Annotated in this window: 15 protein-coding genes; 10 read left to right on the top strand and 5 right to left on the bottom strand. The window is 71.7% G+C overall.

The features are described 5' to 3' along the window. The first annotated feature begins 87 nt into the window (after window positions 1-87). The 3 genes from OH804_RS27935 (at window position 88) to OH804_RS27925 (ending at window position 3,196) form a co-directional block, all read left to right on the top strand. A complete protein-coding gene (locus tag OH804_RS27935; RefSeq protein WP_030331931.1) occupies window positions 88-687 on the top strand; it encodes a TetR/AcrR family transcriptional regulator in 600 nt (199 codons plus the stop codon). 71 nt (window positions 688-758) lie between these two features. Further along, window positions 759-2,096, top strand: coding sequence for an acetyl/propionyl/methylcrotonyl-CoA carboxylase subunit alpha (locus OH804_RS27930; protein ID WP_406060524.1), 1,338 nt, complete (start codon window positions 759-761; stop codon window positions 2,094-2,096). A 179-nt stretch (window positions 2,097-2,275) separates the two neighbouring features. Further along, window positions 2,276-3,196: a hydroxymethylglutaryl-CoA lyase gene (locus OH804_RS27925; RefSeq protein WP_406060523.1), complete on the top strand. Its 921-nt coding sequence runs from the start codon at window positions 2,276-2,278 to the stop codon at window positions 3,194-3,196. A gap of 54 nt (window positions 3,197-3,250) precedes the next feature. Here OH804_RS27925 and OH804_RS27920 read toward each other — a convergent pair whose 3' ends face one another. Next, on the bottom strand, window positions 3,251-3,811 hold the full coding sequence (locus OH804_RS27920; protein ID WP_406060521.1) for a snapalysin family zinc-dependent metalloprotease: 561 nt from the start codon (window positions 3,809-3,811) through the stop codon (window positions 3,251-3,253). A 168-nt stretch (window positions 3,812-3,979) separates the two neighbouring features. Here OH804_RS27920 and OH804_RS27915 point away from each other — a divergent pair, with 168 nt between their 5' ends. The 3 genes from OH804_RS27915 to OH804_RS27905 all read left to right on the top strand — a co-directional run bounded on the left by OH804_RS27915 (window position 3,980) and on the right by OH804_RS27905 (window position 9,527). After that, on the top strand, window positions 3,980-5,512 hold the full coding sequence (locus tag OH804_RS27915) for an acyl-CoA carboxylase subunit beta (RefSeq protein WP_406060519.1): 1,533 nt from the start codon (window positions 3,980-3,982) through the stop codon (window positions 5,510-5,512). Between the two features lie 78 nt (window positions 5,513-5,590). Then, window positions 5,591-6,739, top strand: coding sequence for an acyl-CoA dehydrogenase family protein (locus OH804_RS27910; protein WP_406060517.1), 1,149 nt, complete (start codon window positions 5,591-5,593; stop codon window positions 6,737-6,739). A gap of 133 nt (window positions 6,740-6,872) precedes the next feature. Beyond that, complete coding sequence (locus tag OH804_RS27905; RefSeq protein ID WP_406060515.1) at window positions 6,873-9,527, top strand: ATP-binding protein; 2,655 nt, start codon at window positions 6,873-6,875, stop codon at window positions 9,525-9,527. 224 nt (window positions 9,528-9,751) lie between these two features. Here OH804_RS27905 and OH804_RS27900 read toward each other — a convergent pair whose 3' ends face one another. Next, complete coding sequence (locus OH804_RS27900; protein WP_196920406.1) at window positions 9,752-10,270, bottom strand: MarR family winged helix-turn-helix transcriptional regulator; 519 nt, start codon at window positions 10,268-10,270, stop codon at window positions 9,752-9,754. Window positions 10,271-10,369: 99 nt separating this feature from the next. Between OH804_RS27900 and OH804_RS27895 the strand changes: the two genes are divergently transcribed. Together OH804_RS27895 and OH804_RS27890 are read left to right on the top strand one after the other, a co-directional pair. Next, window positions 10,370-10,951 (top strand): YceI family protein, encoded by a 582-nt coding sequence (locus tag OH804_RS27895; RefSeq protein WP_091396394.1) that lies wholly within the window; start codon window positions 10,370-10,372, stop codon window positions 10,949-10,951. 310 nt (window positions 10,952-11,261) lie between these two features. Then, complete coding sequence (locus OH804_RS27890) at window positions 11,262-12,740, top strand: glutamate--cysteine ligase (protein WP_406060513.1); 1,479 nt, start codon at window positions 11,262-11,264, stop codon at window positions 12,738-12,740. Window positions 12,741-12,793: 53 nt separating this feature from the next. On the opposite strand, the gene OH804_RS27885 is transcribed toward OH804_RS27890, so the two are convergent. Beyond that, complete coding sequence (locus OH804_RS27885) at window positions 12,794-14,245, bottom strand: hypothetical protein (RefSeq protein WP_406060511.1); 1,452 nt, start codon at window positions 14,243-14,245, stop codon at window positions 12,794-12,796. 123 nt (window positions 14,246-14,368) lie between these two features. Here OH804_RS27885 and OH804_RS27880 point away from each other — a divergent pair, with 123 nt between their 5' ends. After that, window positions 14,369-15,055, top strand: coding sequence for a PASTA domain-containing protein (locus OH804_RS27880; RefSeq protein WP_406060509.1), 687 nt, complete (start codon window positions 14,369-14,371; stop codon window positions 15,053-15,055). Between the two features lie 148 nt (window positions 15,056-15,203). Continuing rightward, entirely contained in the window at window positions 15,204-16,076 is an 873-nt protein-coding gene (locus OH804_RS27875; RefSeq protein ID WP_406060506.1) for a PASTA domain-containing protein, read from the top strand. Between the two features lie 7 nt (window positions 16,077-16,083). Here OH804_RS27875 and OH804_RS27870 read toward each other — a convergent pair whose 3' ends face one another. Together OH804_RS27870 and OH804_RS27865 are read right to left on the bottom strand one after the other, a co-directional pair. Next, window positions 16,084-16,545, bottom strand: a complete 462-nt coding sequence (locus OH804_RS27870; RefSeq protein WP_196920411.1) for a hypothetical protein — start codon at window positions 16,543-16,545, stop codon at window positions 16,084-16,086. Window positions 16,546-16,643: 98 nt separating this feature from the next. Then, complete coding sequence (locus tag OH804_RS27865; RefSeq protein WP_091396374.1) at window positions 16,644-16,928, bottom strand: hypothetical protein; 285 nt, start codon at window positions 16,926-16,928, stop codon at window positions 16,644-16,646. Window positions 16,929-17,010: the final 82 nt, after the last annotated feature.

Genomic DNA, 17,010 nt, shown 5'->3' with positions numbered 1-17,010 from the left:
CCCTGGCCAGGTCAGGGGCGGCCCGGCCCGGGGTGGGCGGATCTGACCGGCAACCATCGCGGGCTCCTCGCGGTCTAGGCTTGCCCGGTGACGGTGGAGCAGCAGGCACGGGGTGCGGCGGGTGCGGGCCGGCGCAGGTCCCGCAAGGACGAGATCCTGGAGATCGCGGTAGGTCTGTTCGCGGCGCGTGGCTACCACGGCGTGTCGATGGACGACATCGGCGCCGCCGCCGGGGTCACCGGTCCGGCGCTCTACCACCACTTCGCCGGCAAGGAGGCCATGCTGGCCGCCGCGCTGATCCCGGTCAGTGAGGGGTTGCTGGCCGGCGGGCGGGAACGCGCCGCCGGGCGCTCGGACGACCCGCGTGGGGTGCTGGAGTCGCTGATCGACTTCCACGTCGAGTTCGCGCTGGCCAACCCGGCGGTGATCGCGTTGCACCTGCACGAGCTGGACCGCCTGCCCGAGGAGCCGCGGCGGCGGATCCGTCGCCTGCAACGGCTCTACGTCGAGGAATGGGTGACGGTGCTCACCGCGCTGCACCCGGGGATGCCCGACGGTGAGGCGCGGGTGCTGGCGCACGCCGCGTTCGGTCTGATGAACTCGACGCCGTTCCTCGGTGGTGAGGTGGACCGGCGACGCCGGGCCGAGTTGCTGCGCGGCGCGACCCTGGCCGCGCTGCTCGCCTGAGCCGACTCGTCAGAACCGTGTCGGTCATGATTCCCTGACATCGTCCCACCATCCGGACGCCGGGAGGAAACATGATCGAGTCACTGCTGGTCGCCAATCGGGGCGAGATCGCCCGCCGGATCATCCGGACCGCCAAGCGGCTCGGCATCCGCGCGATCGCTGTGCACTCGGAGGCCGACGCCGACCTGCCGTTCGTCGCGGAGGCGGACGAGGCGGTCCTCATCGGCCCGCCGAACCCGGCGCTGAGCTACCGCAACACCGAGGCGATCCTCGCCGCCGCGAAGAAGACCGGTGCGCAGGCCATCCACCCCGGGTACGGCTTTCTGTCGGAGAACGCCGAGTTCGCCCGTACCGTCGAGGCGAGCGGCCTGATCTGGGTCGGACCGGGCGCGGACGCGATCACCGCGATGGGCGACAAGATCAACGCCCGGAACCTGATGGCGGCGGCCGGTGTTCCGGTCGCGCCCGGCACCACCGACCCGGCCGCCGACCTGGACGCGGCGGTGACGGCCGCCGCCGAGATCGGCTACCCGGTGATGGTCAAGGCCGCCGCTGGCGGTGGCGGCATGGGCATGGGGGTGGCCGCCGACGAGGCCGCGCTGCGCACCGAGTACGACAAGGTGCGCGCGTTCGCCGAGCGGATGTTCGGCGACGGTTCGGTGTTGATCGAGCGGTACTTTCCCCGGGTACGGCACGTCGAGGTGCAGATCCTCGGCCTGGCCGATGGCCGGGTGGTGGCTCTCGGCGAGCGGGAGTGCTCGGTGCAGCGGCGCAACCAGAAGCTGGTCGAGGAGTCCCCGTCGCCGGCGGTCTCGCCGGAGCTGCGGTCCCGGCTCCTGGCCGCGGCGGTGCGGGCCGGCGAGGCGGTCGGCTACCGCAACGCGGGCACCGTGGAGTGCCTGCTCGAACCTGAGACGAACGAGTTCTTCTTCTTGGAGATGAACACGCGGTTGCAGGTGGAGCATCCGGTGACCGAGTACGTCTACGGCGTCGACCTGGTCGAGGAGCAGTTGCGGGTGGCCTCCGGGTTGGCGCCGACGTTCGACCCGGACGCGTTGACTCCGCGTGGCCACGCCATCGAGATGCGGATCAACGCGGAGGACCCGAAGCGCTTCCTGCCCGGTCCCGGTGTGATCAGGACGTGGGTCGAGCCGACGGGCGAGGGTGTCCGGGTGGACTCCGGCTACACCGACGGCAACACGGTCACTCCGTTCTACGACAGCCTGCTGGCCAAGCTGATCGTCAGCGGCGCGACCCGCGACGAGGCGCTCGATCGCGCGAAGGCAGCCGTCGCGGCCTTCCAGATCGAGGGCCCGAAGAACAACGTCCCCTTCTTCGCCGAGCTGCTGACCAACGACGAGTTCCTCTCCGGTGCCTACGACACGGGAATCGTCTCCCGCATGCGCTGACCGGCCAGGCCGTCGACAGTCGTGCCGGCGGGGAGGCAAGACTGGTTCGCGCGCCCTTTGCTCTGCTTACCTATACGCGCCAGCGGTAATTCGGTGACGGACAGTTACCGTCGCACATAAGGCAGCAGAGCAAAGCGGCCGACATGCTGTCCCGATCCGACGTCACAGCGAGGTGACCGATGAGTCAACTGCCAGATTCCGTCTCCATTCGTGAGGTTGGGCCGCGGGACGGGTTGCAGAACGAGGACCCGATCCCGACCGACGCCAAGGTGCGGCTGCTCGACGCCCTCTCCGGCACCGGCGTACGCCGCATCGAGGCCGTGTCGTTCGTGCATCCCAGGGCGATTCCGCAGATGGCCGACGCCGACGAGGTGTGGCAGCGGGCGGTGAAGGCCGACGGGGTGCGGTACTCCGCGCTGGTGCCGAACACCCGGGGCGCCCAGCGGGCCCTCGCCGCCGGATTCACCGAGATCGAGGTGGTGGTCTCGGCCAGCGACACGCACAACCGGTGCAACGTCAACCGGTCCACCGACGAGTCGCTTGACGACATCGCCGAGCTGATCGACCTGCTGCACGGTGCGTCGGCGCGGGTCGAGGTGATCGTGGCGACCAGCTTCGGCTGCCCGTACGAGGGGGACATCGACCCGCAGCGGGTGGCCGGGATCGTGGACCGGGTCGTCCGCGACGGCGCGGACCGGGTCGCGTTCGGCGACACCACGGGCATGGGCACCCCACGCCGGGTCCGTGAGCTGTTGACAGCGGTACGCGACCGCAACGCGCACGTGCCGGTCCTGCTGCACTTCCACAACACCCGGGGTACGGCGCTGGCCAACCTGTTGACCGCGCTGGAGCTGGGGGTGACCGAGTTCGACGCCAGCGTCGGCGGTCTGGGTGGCTGCCCGTACGCGCCGGGGGCGAGCGGCAACCTGGCCACCGAGGAGGCCGTGCACATGCTGCACGACATGGGCATCGACACCGGCATCGACCTGGCGGCGCTCATCGAGGTGGCGGAGTTGGCGGAGGAGTTGCTCGGCAAGAAGCTGCCGTCCGGTGTGCTGCGGGCCGGCCCGCGCACCCGGTTGACGCCGTTGCCGAGCTGAGGACGCGACGAAGGGGCCGGCGCGTGCGCCGGCCCCTTCCACCTGCCAGGTCGGTCAGCTCACCGGGGTGAGCGCGCTCGGCCAGCTGTCGCGGAAGATGTCCGCGCTGCGGTCGGTGGCGCTGAACGTGCCGGCGAAGAGGTTGCTGACCCGGCTCGCCTCGGCGGTGCTCGGGTACGGGTTGGTGCAGCTGGTGCCGGCGCTGCCGCCGGACATCAGCAGCGCGCAGTTTCCGTTGTAGTTGTCCGGCAGGCCGAGGATGTGCCCGATCTCGTGCGTCATGATCCGTAGCACGCTGTACTGGGCGGCCTGCTGGGTGTCGATGTAGACCCGGCCGTTGCCGAGGCTGGTCCGCACGGCGTACGAGCCGCCGCCGGTGATCCGGTAGATCCGCAGGTTGGAGCCGCAGTTCGCCGACAGCGTCAGGTTGACCGTGGCGTTGTTCCAGATCGAGGCGGCCTGGTTGGCGACGCTGGCGTAGCTGCCCGCCTGGCTGGTGTTGTAGCAGATGGTCATGGCGGCGGACGCGGGCGCGGGGTTGGCGACCGTGACGCCGAGGGTGGCGAGTGCCGTCGCGAGGAACGCGACCGCGAGCCGATTGAGTCGTGAGGTCATCGCTGACTCCGATCTGGGAGGAGGGGTGCCAGGAGCCTAGCGACAAGTATTCATGTTATTCAATGTCTTGCTTCTCGGCCCCACTGTCTGATTCGCTCGTGGGTCGCCGACAGTGGTGCGAGTGCGCTAGCCTAACGATCGTTCAGGTCATATGGCGGAGGAGTCGGCGTGACGCTCGACGGTGAGGCACTGGAGCAGCTGCGCAAGCGGGCCCGGTCCGGCGGCGCGGACAAGTACCACGCGGCCAACGCGGCCAAGGGCAAGCTCTTCGCCCGTGAGCGGGTCGCGCTCCTGGTCGACGAGGGCTCGTTCGTCGAGGACGGCCTCTACGCCAACGCGCTCGCCGAGGGGTTGCCCGCCGACGGCGTGGTGACCGGCACCGCCACGATCGACGGTCGACAGGTCTGTCTGATGGCCAACGACTCCACCGTCAAGGCCGGCAGCTGGGGCGCCCGCACCGTCGAGAAGATCATCAGGATCATCGAGCGGGCGTACGGCGCCGGCGTGCCGATGGTCTACCTGGTCGACTCGGCCGGTGCCCGGATCACCGACCAGGTCGACCTCTTCCCCGGCCGGCGCGGCGCCGGCAAGATCTTCTGGAACCAGGTCCGCGCCTCGGGCTCCATCCCGCAGGTCTGCGCGCTGTTCGGCCCGAGCGCCGCCGGTGGGGCGTACATTCCGGCGTTCTGCGACGTGGTTGCGCTGGTGGACGGCAACGCCAGCATGTATCTCGGCTCCGACCGCATGGTCGAGATGGTCACCGGTGAGAAGACCACCCTGGAGGCGATGGGCGGGGCCAAGGTGCACACCACCGAATCCGGTGTGGGGCACTTCCTCTGCAAGACCGAGGCCGACGCGCTCGACGTCGTGAAGACCTACCTGTCGTACCTGCCGGCGAACTGGACGCAGGCGCCGCCGACCGCGCCGGCGGTCGCCGCGCCCGCAAAGGCCGACCTGGCCGCGCTGGTGCCGGCCAGCGAGCGGCAGGCGTTCGACATGCGGCGGTACGTCAAGGGCCTGCTCGACGAGGGTTCGTTCTTCGAGATCCAGGCGCTCTGGGCCAAGGAGCTGACCATCGGCTTCGGCCGTCTCGGCGGTCAGGTCGTCGGCGTGGTCGGCAACAACTCGATGTTCAAGGGCGGCGTGCTCTTCGTCGACTCGGCCGACAAGGCCACCCGGTTCGTGCAGCTCTGCGACGCGTTCAACGTGCCGCTGCTGTTCCTCAGCGACGTCCCCGGCTTCATGGTCGGCAGCGTGGTGGAGAAGCAGGGCATCATCCGGCACGGCGCCAAGATGATCACCGCGATCTCCGAGGCGACCGTGCCGAAGATCTGCGTGGTGGTCCGCAAGGCGTACGGCGCCGGCCTCTACGCGATGGCAGGCCCCGGGTTCGAGCCGGACGCCACGATCGCGCTGCCGACCGCGAAGATCGCCGTGATGGGCGCCGAGGCCGCCGTGAACGCTGTCTACGCCAACAAGATCGCCGCCATCGCCGACGAGGACGAGCGGGCCGCCTTCGTCGCCGCCAAGCGCGCCGAGTACGAGCAGGACATCGACGTCGTCCGGCTCGCCAGCGAACTGGTCGTGGACGCCATCGTCGAGCCGCACGACCTGCGTACCGAGCTGGTCCGTCGTTTCGCGGCGGCGCGTACCAAGGATCGGCACTTCTCCCGCCGTCGGCACGGCGTCACCCCGGTCTGATCATCGACTCAGGCCCGCACAGCGACCCGCTCCCGGCGTCACGAGCGCCGAGGCGGACCGTCCTTACAGGAGGATGAGATGGACTTCCGGCTCACCGACGAACAAGCGGCGCTGCGCGAGAGCGTGCGGGAATTCGCCCGCGAGGTGGTCGCCCCGGTCATCGCCGAGCACTACGAGCAGCACACCTTCCCGTACGAGGTGATCCGGCAGATGGGCAAGATGGGCCTGTTCGGCCTGCCCTTCGACGAGGAGCACGGCGGCATGGGCGGCGACTACTTCGCGCTCTGCCTGGCCTTGGAGGAGTTGGCCCGGGTCGACTCCAGCGTGGCCATCACGCTGGAGGCGGCGGTCTCGCTGGGCGCGATGCCGATCTACCGCTTCGGCACCGAGGAGCAGAAGGCGACCTGGCTGCCCCGGCTGCTCAGCGGTGAGGCGCTGGCCGGCTTCGGTCTGACCGAGCCGGGCACCGGCTCGGACGCCGCCGGCACGCAGACCCGGGCGGTGCTGGACGGCGACGAGTGGGTGATCAACGGTTCGAAGGCGTTCATCACCAACTCGGGGACCGACATCACGGCCATGGTCACTGTCACCGCGGTGACCGGCACGAACCCGGACGGCTCCAAGGAGCTGTCGACGATCATCGTGCCGACCGGCACGCCCGGGTTCACCGTCGCGCCCGGCTACTCCAAGGTGGGCTGGACCGCCTCGGACACCCACGAGCTGACCTTCGACGACTGCCGGGTGCCGGCCGCCAACCTGCTCGGCGCCCGAGGTCGGGGTTTCGCGCAGTTCCTGCGGATCCTCGACGAGGGCCGGATCGCCATCGCCGCGCTGGCCGTCGGTCTCGCCCAGGGCTGTGTCGACGAGTCGATCAAGTACGCGAAGGAGCGGCACGCCTTCGGCCAGCCGATCGGCGCCAACCAGGCGATCCAATTCAAGATCGCCGACATGGAGCTGAAGGCCCACACCGCTCGCCTGGCCTACTACGACGCCGCCGCGCGGATGCTGGCCGGCGAGCCGTTCAAGCGGCAGGCCGCCATCGCGAAACTGCACGCCAGCACCATCGCTGTGGACAACGCTCGGGAGGCCACCCAGATCCACGGCGGGTACGGCTTCATGAACGAGTACCCGGTGGCCCGGTTCTGGCGGGACTCCAAGATCCTGGAGATCGGTGAGGGCACCAGTGAGGTGCAGCGCATGATCATCGCTCGGGATCTGGGTCTCTGACTGGTCCAGCCGGACTGATCGGCCGGTCGTCCCGGATGGACTGTCCGTACGGCTGTCGGGTTTCGGCGAGCGGGCGTCAGTAGCCCGACGTTCGACTGCCGACGGTCGGAGTCAATCCGTACTCTTCGTGCCCATGACTCCGGATCATGACCGGTCGCGGAGCCCGGCTGGACGGACCACGCTGCCGGAGCTGCTCCGCGGGCATCGACGCGCCGCCGGCCTCACCCAGGCCGAGTTGGCGTCCCGGGCCGGGGTGGGTGTGCGGACGGTGCGTGACCTGGAGCGTGGCCGGTCGATCCGGCCCCAACGCACCACTGTCGAACTGCTCGCCGGGGCGCTGGCGCTGACCGGCACCAGCCGGGCGGCGTTCCTTGCTGCGGCCCGTGGCGTCGGTGCCGAACCGGCCCCGCCAGACGCCACCTCGACGACGTTCGGGGTCGGCGGCAACGCCACCTCGGCGGCCGCACCCGCCGACCCGTCGGTCGCGCTCCCGCCGCCGGTCGCGTTGATCGGCCGGGAGCGCGACCTCACCGAACTGGCCGGGATGCTGACCGCGGAGCGGGGGCCCCGGTTGGTGAGCCTCGTCGGGCTGGCCGGCGTCGGCAAGACCGCCCTGGCCACGTCGGTGGCGCACCTGGTGGCCTCGGCCCACCCGGCCGGCGTCGCCGGGGTGCTGGTCGGCGAGGGCGCGGACGGCCCGGACGTGCTCGCCGCCTCGATGTCCGTGCTCGGCGTGGCGCGCCTGTCCGAACTCGTGGCGCTGCTCGCCGGGCGGCCGACGTTGCTGGTGGTGGACGCTGTGGAGCGCGCCCCGGGCCCGGTGGCCGCGACAGTGCACCGGTTGATCGGCGCACTGCCCTCGCTGCGGGTGCTGGTCACCGGGCGGCATCCGGTCGGGTTGCCCGGTGAGCGGGTCTGGCCGGTCGCGCCGCTCGACGTGCCACCACCGGAGGCCGAGCACTCCGAGCTCGACGCGTGGCCGGCTGTCGCGTTGTTCACCGCCCGGCTCGCGCAGGTCCGCCGGGAGCCGCCCACCCCCGCTGAGCTGCCGGCGCTCGCCGCGTTGGTGCGCCGGTTGGGCGGGCTGCCGTTGGCCATCGAGCTGATGGCCGCCCGCGGCCGGCTCCTCGACCTCACCGAACTGCTCGACCGGTACGGCGACCGGGTGCTCGACCTGGCCACCCCCGCTGACGCGTCCGCCCACCCGGGCTGGGACGCACCGGAGGCGCTCACCGGTCGCACGAGCGGACCCGACACCCGTGCGGCGGTCTCGGTAGCGGTCACCCTGCGGGACGCGGTGGCGTTCAGCTACCGCCTGTTGGCGTCGGACGAGCAGGCCGCGCTGCGGCAGTTGGCGGTCTTCGGTAACCGCTGGTCGGTGGAGTTGGCCGAGGAGATGCTCGCCGACGAGGCCGACCGGGACGGCACTGTGGCGATCGATCCGGTTCCGCTGTTGGACCGCTTCGTCGAGTTGGGGCTGCTGAGCGTACGCGGAACCGGGTCGTTCCGGTTCCGGCTGCTCGACGCGGTTCGTGACTACGCCATCGAGCAGGCAGCCGGTGGGGGTGAGCTGACCTGCATCCGGCGTCGACATGCCGAGGTCATCGCGCGCCTGGTGGCCCGGACCGCCAGCGACCTGGTTGGCCCACGGTTGCCCGACGCGGTGCACCGGCTGGACGAGATGAGCAGTGACATCAGCTCGTCGTTGGCCCACGCGGCGACCGACGACCCGTTGACCGCGCTGCGGTTGGCGGCCTGCCTGACCCGCTGGTGGCGGTTCCGTGGACGTGATGTGGTCGGGCGGCAGTGGCTGCGGCGGCTGCTGGCGGACCCGAGGACCGCCGATGCCGATCCTCTCCTGCGAGGCTGGGCCGCCCTCGGGGTCGCCCGGCTCGCGGCTGAGCACGGTGCGGGCGCCGAAGAGCTGTCGACGGCCCGCGCGGCATTGGACACCTTCCGGCAGGCCGGCGACGTCACAGGGGAGTTGGAGGCGCGGAACGTGCTCGGCGCCCTGCTGATCTCGGTCGGGCAGCAGGACGAGGCTCGCGAGCAGGCCGAGGCGCTGCTGCGGTTGGCCGCCCGTAACGGTCGGACCCGGGACCTGGCGGTGGCGCAGAACAGCCTCGCCTGGCACGAGATCCGCACGGGCGACCTGGCCGCGGCCCGTCGGCGGCTCGCTGCGGTGGACCGGCTGGCCGCAGAGAGTGGGGAGCAGCGACTGCGGGTGCTGGGCTGGGCCAATCGCGCCGAGGTCGCCCGCCTGGAGGGCTGGTACGCGGACGCCATCGACCGTGGCCGGCGGGCCATCGCCGCCCTGTCCGAGCTGGGTGACCCCGGGCGTCGCCGTCGGGTGCTCGGGACCGTCGGGCTGGCGCTCGCCCAGGACGGGCGGGTCGCGGAGGCGACCGAGGTGCTGACCGAGCTGCGCGCCGGCGGCGGGGAGGCCGTGCCGGCGCGACCGACAGTGCCGCGACCGCGCGGGGACGACGCGGCGCTGGCCTGGGGCGGGCCGGAGGTCGGGCTCTGTGCACTGATCGAGGGGAACCTGGCGCTGCACCGGGGTGACCGGGAGTTGGCTGCCGAGTGGTTCGCCGCCTCCGCCGACAATGCGGGGCAGGATCGCCGCGACGCGGTGGAGGCGCTGGTGGGACTGGCCGCGAGCACCGCGGACCCGGCGGTGCTCGATCGACTGGACCGGGTCTGTGCGGAGCACGGCATCCGGCTGTTGCCGCAGGAGTCGGGCCTGCTCTACGCGCTGATCGCCGCCCGGGGCGGACCGGCTCAATAGCCTGCTCCCGCGCCGATCGCGACGGGAGAGTGGCGCGGGCGAAGAGCCCCCTTTGGTGCTACCCCTCGCTGATCGCCCGCGCCGTCACCCCCCGGTGATCCCCGGTGCAGGAAGCCTGCCACCGGTGTGGTGGCAGAAAGTCGGCTTGGACCCAATAATCCAGCTTGGCCGGGCCAGTTCTGCCGGTCTTTCTGCCGCTGCCATCGCTCGGCGGCGGGTGCCGCTCAGGGCCGACGGGTGGCGCCGTCGGTGGCCGCGACCTGCTCCGGACTGACGTCGTCACTGCCGGCGGTGGCGCACGGATGCGCGGCGTCGCGGACGCGGCGCAACCCGTCGAGGAGGGCCGCCAGCGCCTCGGGGTCGAGTTGCCCGGTGAACCACTGCTCGATCATCTGCAGGTGCCCGGGCAGCGTCTCGTTCAGGCGTTGCATTCCGGCGGCGGTGACCACCGCGTACGAGCTGCGCCGGTCGTTCGGGCAGGCCCGGCGGGTGAGCAGCCCGTCGCGCTCCATCCGGTCCACCACCCGGGTCACTCCACTGGTCGACAGGGAGGTCTGCGCCGCGAGGTCGGTCATGCGTAGTTGGTTGCCCGGCGAGCGGGCCAGTCGGGTGATGACCTCGAACTCGACCGCGGAGAGCCCGTGCTCCTCGAGTTGGGCGTTGAACCGGGCTGACAGCCCGGCGTGTGCCTCGAAGAGCAGGCCGACGGCGGTGATCCGGGGATCGTCGAAGACGTTGGTCACTGGTTCATCATACCAGTGCTTGACACGGGGAATGTTGTTGCAGTTATAGTTGCTCAAGCAGTCGTTGGGCTACTAAACAATCTCCTGGAGGACAGCAGCATGACCAGCAGCATCGATGCGGTTACCCGCGACTGGGACGGCCTCACCATCCCGGCGGCCGGCACCTACGCGCTCGACGTGGCGCACAAGCGGGTCGGCTTCGTTGCCCGGCACATGATGGTGAGCAAGGTCCGCGGTGAGTTCAACGAGGCGACCGCCACCATCACCGTCGCCGAGGACCCGCTGCAGTCGTCGGTCGTCGCCACCATTCAGGCCGCCAGCGTCGACACCACCCAGGCCGACCGGGACGCGCACCTGCGCAGCCCCGAGTTCCTGGACGCCGAGAAGTTCCCGACGCTCGAGTTCCGCAGCACCGGGGTCAAGTCCCGTCGCGGCGGCGAGTTCGTCCTCACCGGTGAGCTGACCATCAAGGACGTCACCCGCCCGGTCGAGCTGGAGGTGGAGTTCGAGGGTGTCGGCCGCAGCCCGTTCGGCCAGGACATCTTCGGCTTCTCCGCGAGCACCGAGATCGACCGCGAGGAGTTCGGCCTGACCTGGAACGTCGCCCTGGAGACCGGGGGCGTGCTGGTCAGCCGCAAGATCAAGATTGAGATCGAGGGCGAGGCCGTCCGTCAGGCCTGATCTTCGAGTATCGCCGGAGGGTCAGGGGGACCCTCCCGGTGATCCGGTACGAAGGGCCCGCGCCGTACGTCGGCGCGGGCCCTTCGCCGTTCCCACTCGTGGTAATTGTCACGGGTTGTTCGCACCGCCATCGGGTCCAGCCGGTCGCCGACGGGGTACAGATGGCGCCACGAGCGCGTCCGCGCCGGCCGACACCGGATCCCCGCCGTCGGCCTCTGGCCCCGGTCAGGTGGGCGCTCTTACCGTGGATGCTTCACAAAGCGCTTCCGGGACGGCATGATCCCGACCGCGCCGGCCGTCGGGAGGACACATGGGCAGGGACGTCTCAGAGGGCGCCTTCACCCGGGATGATCGCGTCCGATATCGGCAGAAGGTGCGGCGGTGTCTGGACGTCTTCGCCCTGATGTTGGACGACTTCGGCTTCGACGCCGACCGGCCGATGACCGGCCTGGAGATCGAACTCAACCTGGTCGACTCGGCCGCTGAGCCGGCGATGCGCAACGAGGAGATCCTCGCCGACATCGCGGACCCCCTCTTCCAGACCGAGTTGGGGCAGTTCAACCTGGAACTCAACGCCGAGCCCCGACTGATCGAGGGCACCGGCTTCGCCGACTACGAGCACGACCTGCGCGGCAGCCTCTCCCGGGCCGACGAACGTGCCGCCAGATCCGACGCGAAGATCGTCCTGGTCGGCATCCTGCCCACCCTCACCGAGGGGCACCTGGTCGAGGACAATCTCTCCACCAACGAGCGCTACCGGGTTCTCAACGACCAGATCGTCGGCGCCCGGGGCGAGGACATCGAGCTGGACATCCGCGGCGTCGAGCAGTTGCGGACACACACCGACTCGATCGCCCCCGAGGCCGCCTGCACGAGCCTCCAGTTCCACCTCCAGGTCGCCCCGGACAGCTTCGCCGACTACTGGAACGCATCCCAGGCCATCGCCGGGGTGCAGGTCGCGGTCGGGGCGAACAGCCCCTTCCTGTACGGCCGCCAACTGTGGGCCGAGACGCGGATCGCCCTGTTCCAGCAGGCCACCGACACCCGTCCGGACGAGCTCAAGGCCCAGGGCGTACGGCCGCGGGTGTGGTTCGGCGAACGGTGGATCACCTCGATCTTCGACCTCTTCGAGGAGAACGTCAGGTACTTCCCGCCGCTGCTGCCGATCTGCGAGGACGAGGACCCGGTGGAGGTGCTGCACGCCGGCGGTGTGCCACAGCTCGGGGAGCTGCGACTGCACAACGGCACTGTCTACCGGTGGAACCGTCCGGTCTACGACATCATGAACGGCCGCCCCCATCTGCGGGTGGAGAACCGGGTGCTGCCGGCCGGTCCGACGGTGGTGGACATGCTGGCCAACGCGGCCTTCTACTTCGGGTTGGTACGCGGTCTGGCCGAGGCCGACCGTCCGATTTGGAGTCAACTCACCTTCAGCTCCGCCGAGGAGAACTTCCACGCAGCCGCCCGACGTGGCCTCGACGCCGCGCTGCACTGGCCCGGGCTCGGCGACGTGCCGGTCACCAAACTGGTCCTGGAGCAACTGCTGCCCACCGCCGCCGCCGGCCTGGACGGGTTCGGTGTCGCCCCGGCGCAACGGGACCGGCTGCTCGGCATCATCGAGCAGCGCTGCCGTACCGGCCGCAACGGTGCCGTCTGGCAGACCGAGGCGGTCTGGGCGGCGGAGCGGCACCACGGCATGGACCGGACGGCCGCGCTGCACCACATGGTCACGCGCTACGCCGAACTCCAGCGCACCAACGAACCCGTCCACACCTGGCCAACCACCTGACCCACCCCACTCGCGCACCGCGTCCCCATCCGGGGTGGGGGTGGCCCTGGGGGTTAGTCGGTGGTGGGGCGGGGGGCGCGGCGGGATGCTCGGGTGGGCCGGCTGGTTGGGGCCGGGTTCTCCGCTGTTGCCGCTTCGGTGGGACGGTCCTTGTCAGTGAGGTCCGGGTCCTTGCGCGGGGCGGGCACCTGCGGTGCGGCGGTGGCCTCGCCCGGCAGGGGTCCCGTCCGAGGCGTCTGCGGTGAGGCGTCGGCTCTCCGGCGCCGCGCTGCGGTTCCGGCCGTCGAGGTCGTCGAGGCCGTGGAGCCGGCCGTCGGGGCTGGGGTTCCGGCCGCCGAGCCGCCGACCGCTGACCGGGGGTCGGTCTCGGCGACCGGGGCCGGATCGGCCACCGTGTCCCGGCCGACCGCACTCCGGTCGGCCGGGCGGCTTCGGTCGGCCGCGTGGTTCCGCTCGGCCCGCTCGGCGAGGAGGGCGGCCAGCACCGAACCGCCGACACCGGCGAGCACTGCGTACGGGGCGACGAGCTGGGTGGACAGCTGTGCGGGGCCCAGCGTCGACCAGTGCGGCAGGGTGGTCAGGTAGGCGAGCGCGACGAGCACCGGGCCAGCCGCACCGGAGGCCGCCGCACCCACGCGGTGCCCGCCCGAGCGGGCGGACCGACGGGCGGCCAGCACACCGATCAGCAGCGCGGGCACCAGTGCCAGCAGCGCGCCGGGCCAGTAGAGCTGGCCCCCGATCCAGTACCGGGCGTGGTCCGGGTCGAACTGCCAGGTGCCGAGTTGCGCGCCGGTCAACCCTCGTCCGACGCGTACCCCGTCGATCACCGAGACCACCGCGAGCAGCCAGAGCCAGGCGGCCGTCGCTGTCACGTTGGCCGCGGCGGCTCGGGAGCGAAGTGCCCAGATGGCGACGAGGACGCCGATCAGGATGCCCAGCGTGGCCTGCACGGCGGCCGTCCGTTGCGGTGCGTCGGTGTCCCCGCCAGCGGCGACCCGGGCGGGTACGGCGATCAACAGCACCGTGACCAGCCCGCCCAACCCGGCGCCGAGCGCCAGGGTCACCCGCCGCAGCAGGCTGCCCGCGTCGTGGACGGGCGGTTCGGCCACCGGTGGTGGTGTTGCCGCCACCCCCGGCCGGGTCGCTTCGACGGCCGGTGCATCCCCCTCATCCGGGGTCTCGTGCGCCGGCGCCCGGTCGCCGAGCTGCGGGCCCTCGTGGCGGGAAACACCGTCGGTCGCGGTCGCCGGAGAGGTCGCGGTCCTCGCCGGGGCGTTCCGCTGGTGCAGCCGTTGCGCGCAGACCGCGCCGAGCACCGTCGAGCTGGCGGCGAGCCAGGTGGCCCAGGCGAGGCCGTCCGCCCAGGCCGTGTCGGTCGCACCGGCATCGGTTGGCGTCCAGGTGATGACGCCGAGCCCGTAGCCGAAGCCCAGTTGTGCCGCACCCGCACCGGCAGCGACCCCGATCGCCGTTGCGATCGACACTCCCCAGCCCTGTCTGGCCATGCGGGGCAGCGTAACGTCCCGTCGTCGGCGCGGCGAGTCGCAACGACCCGCCGGTGTGGACCGCCGGTGCGGGCGGATTGGGCGGCGGGCGGTACGGTCGCCGGTGATGAGGCGGTGGGCGTTATGACGGACACGAACACGGGCCAGCAGAATGCCGCCGGTGGCGGTGCGGGCCGGGCCAGCGTCGTGCTCGGTGGTGGGTTGGCGGCGGTGCTGCTCGCCGCCGTCGGTGCGACCGGTGGCTGGTTACTGGCTGGCGGGGATGACACACCCTCCGGTGATCCGCTGGCCGTCGCGACCACGGCTGGCGCGGCGACCAGCCGGGCCACCGCACCCCGACCGAGCAGCGGACGGCCGACACCGTCGGCGGCCCAGACCTCCGCCACCTCGACGAAAGGGGCCGGCCTGACCGTGCCACCGGTGATCGGCGCCGACTTCGAGCAGGCCCGGGAGACCCTGCGCAAGCAGCGGCTGGGTTGGCGGCTGGTCTTCGGTGGAGGCGTCGGGCGTACGGTCGAGAGCACCACACCGGACGTGGGCACCGAGGTCGCCCGGGGTACGACGGTGCAGCTCCAGGTCGCCGGCCCGGCGCCGGCCGCCGAGGTGCCGGACGTGATCGGCGAGAGGTGCGCCGACGCCGCCGACGAGTTGGTCGACGAGGGCCTCTACCCGCGCTACGTGAGCGGACGCACCGGGAAGGTCAGCCGGCAGGAGCCGGCCGAGGACGGACCGGCCCGGTGGAACGACCAGGTCAGCATCTGGTGTGGGGCGGACTCCGGCGACCAGCCGACCACGAAACCCACTCCCTGATTCCGGCCGGCGGGTCGAGCCGCCCGCCGCGCTGCCTCACCGGCGGCCGGCGCGGCTCGGCACGCTGATCCGCACCGATGGCGGTGTGGGCGACTAGGTTGGCGGTCGAGGGCCATGACGCCCGTCCGGGTTCGGGAAAGGACGTGCGATGAGCGACGACCGCCAAGAGCCTCCCGCCGGCGAGCACGACGACGACCAGACCCGCCCCCTGCCCCCCGCCGCTGACCGGCCGGGGTCCGGGCCCGCCGCCGACGGCCCGGCCCCGTCCGGCCCCGCCGTCGACGGCCCGGAGCCGACGCAGCCGACGCCAGCCGCCGCTGACCCGGACGAGACGGCACCGATCGACCGGACCGTTCCGGCCCGCCCCGACCTGTCGCCCGACCAGACCATGCCGATCGATCGGTCCGCCGGCACCCGGCCGGGCCCGCCGGCCGACCGGACCGCGCCGATCCCGCCGCCGTGGTCCGGACGGGCCGAGGTGCGCTCGCCGAGGCCGGACGACGCCGAGTGGTACGTCGAGGAGCAGGGCGGTCGGCGGTGGTGGTTGCCGATTCTCTGGGGCGTACTGGCACTGTTGCTCGCCGCCCTGCTCGGAGGCGCGCTCTGGTTGGTGCGCTCCCAGCAGGATGACGACCCGGATGATCCGCGGTCCACCCCTTCGCTGCCGCCGACCAGCGCCCCCGGCACCCCGCCGACCAGCGCGGCTCCCACGTCGGCGGCGCCCACCAGCGAGTCGCCGAGCAGTTCGGCGACCACTGACGCTCCGGACGAACTGCCGGTGCCACCGCTCGCCGGCCTGCCGCAGGCCACCGCCGAAGGGCTGTTGACCCGGCTCGGTCTGCCCTACCGGGTGGTGTACCGCCCGTCGGAGCTGCCGCCGGGGACGGTGGTGGGCACCGAGCCGGAGGCGGGCACGTCGGTGTCGACCGACGACGAGGTGTTGTTGATCGTCTCGCAGGCCGAGCCGCCGACCGGGGCGAGCCCGACCACGCCGAGCCCCACTGTGACGAACACGCCGTAACAGCTGGTCACCACATCCGGCGGCGGGTGCCGACGAGACCGATGCCGGCCAGCGAGATGGCGAGGCCGAAGATGCCGGACCAGAAGAGGGAGCGGCGGATGTCAGTGGCGCTGTGCCCGGCCGGAGCTGCTTCGGTGAGTTCCTGACGGCCGTCGGACTGGCCGCCGGCACCCAGGCCGGACACCGATCCGGTCGGGTCGGCGCCATCGGCGTGGTCGGCCGGGGCGTCAGTGTCGGTCCAGCCCGGTTCGTCGTAGACCGACTGGCCGTCGCCGGTCGGTGGGTCGGAGTCGAGCACTGTGATCTCCGGTGCGGGCACCGGCGCGGTCAGCCGGGTGGACGACATCGCCGGGTCGCGGACGAGGACCAGGAGTGTCGCCATCGCCCCGAGGAGGGCGAGGAGTCCGAAGGCATAGGCGATACGGGAGCGGTGGTGCCGCCGCAGGGCGGGCTGATTGACCATGACCATCCCAGGGTCAGGGTCCTGGACGAGCGGGTGGAACGGTGCCGGGGTGGGCGTACCAATTCTATGGCGACGGCACGCCCACCGGCGGCGGATCGGGTCGGTCAGCCCACCCGGAGCGGGGTACGCGCGACCGGGCGGCGGGCCCGCACGGTGTGCGGGCGGGGTTCGGGGGCGGCCTGCAGTTGCTGCAGCCCTTCCCGCTGGACGAAGATCGAACGTCGGGTGACAGCGTCACCCGCGGCGTTCAACTCGTAGCCGTCGAGCCAGAGCCAGCCGTCATAGGTCGGCCAGTCGAGCACCCGGATCACCCGGAACTTGATCGGCCTGAGGAACTGGACACTCGCCGCGCGAGTCACGTGCAGTACGTCACCGGTGCGGGGAAGCACATGGGCTCCTGGGGAGGATCGGCCGGCGGCTGCGCCGGCGGTGCCTGAACGGGGGACGTCTCGGCCGGTGACGGGGTCGTGC

The organism is Micromonospora sp. NBC_00860, assembly GCF_045207375.1.
Lineage (GTDB): Bacteria > Actinomycetota > Actinomycetes > Mycobacteriales > Micromonosporaceae > Micromonospora > Micromonospora vinacea.
This window is presented reverse-complemented; position numbering and strand designations above follow the sequence as displayed.

Bases quoted from the DNA above. Each gene is read 5' to 3' on its own strand.
- OH804_RS27930 (WP_406060524.1), top strand. From the start codon at position 759: ATGATCGAGTCACTGCTGGTCGCCAATCGGGGCGAGATCGCCCGCCGG.
- OH804_RS27925 (WP_406060523.1), top strand. From the start codon at position 2,276: ATGAGTCAACTGCCAGATTCCGTCTCCATTCGTGAGGTTGGGCCGCGG.
- OH804_RS27920 (WP_406060521.1), bottom strand. From the start codon at position 3,811: ATGACCTCACGACTCAATCGGCTCGCGGTCGCGTTCCTCGCGACGGCA.
- OH804_RS27910 (WP_406060517.1), top strand. From the start codon at position 5,591: ATGGACTTCCGGCTCACCGACGAACAAGCGGCGCTGCGCGAGAGCGTG.
- OH804_RS27905 (WP_406060515.1), top strand. From the start codon at position 6,873: ATGACTCCGGATCATGACCGGTCGCGGAGCCCGGCTGGACGGACCACG.
- OH804_RS27895 (WP_091396394.1), top strand. From the start codon at position 10,370: ATGACCAGCAGCATCGATGCGGTTACCCGCGACTGGGACGGCCTCACC.
- OH804_RS27890 (WP_406060513.1), top strand. From the start codon at position 11,262: ATGGGCAGGGACGTCTCAGAGGGCGCCTTCACCCGGGATGATCGCGTC.
- OH804_RS27885 (WP_406060511.1), bottom strand. From the start codon at position 14,245: ATGGCCAGACAGGGCTGGGGAGTGTCGATCGCAACGGCGATCGGGGTC.
- OH804_RS27880 (WP_406060509.1), top strand. From the start codon at position 14,369: ATGACGGACACGAACACGGGCCAGCAGAATGCCGCCGGTGGCGGTGCG.
- OH804_RS27875 (WP_406060506.1), top strand. From the start codon at position 15,204: ATGAGCGACGACCGCCAAGAGCCTCCCGCCGGCGAGCACGACGACGAC.
- OH804_RS27870 (WP_196920411.1), bottom strand. From the start codon at position 16,545: ATGGTCATGGTCAATCAGCCCGCCCTGCGGCGGCACCACCGCTCCCGT.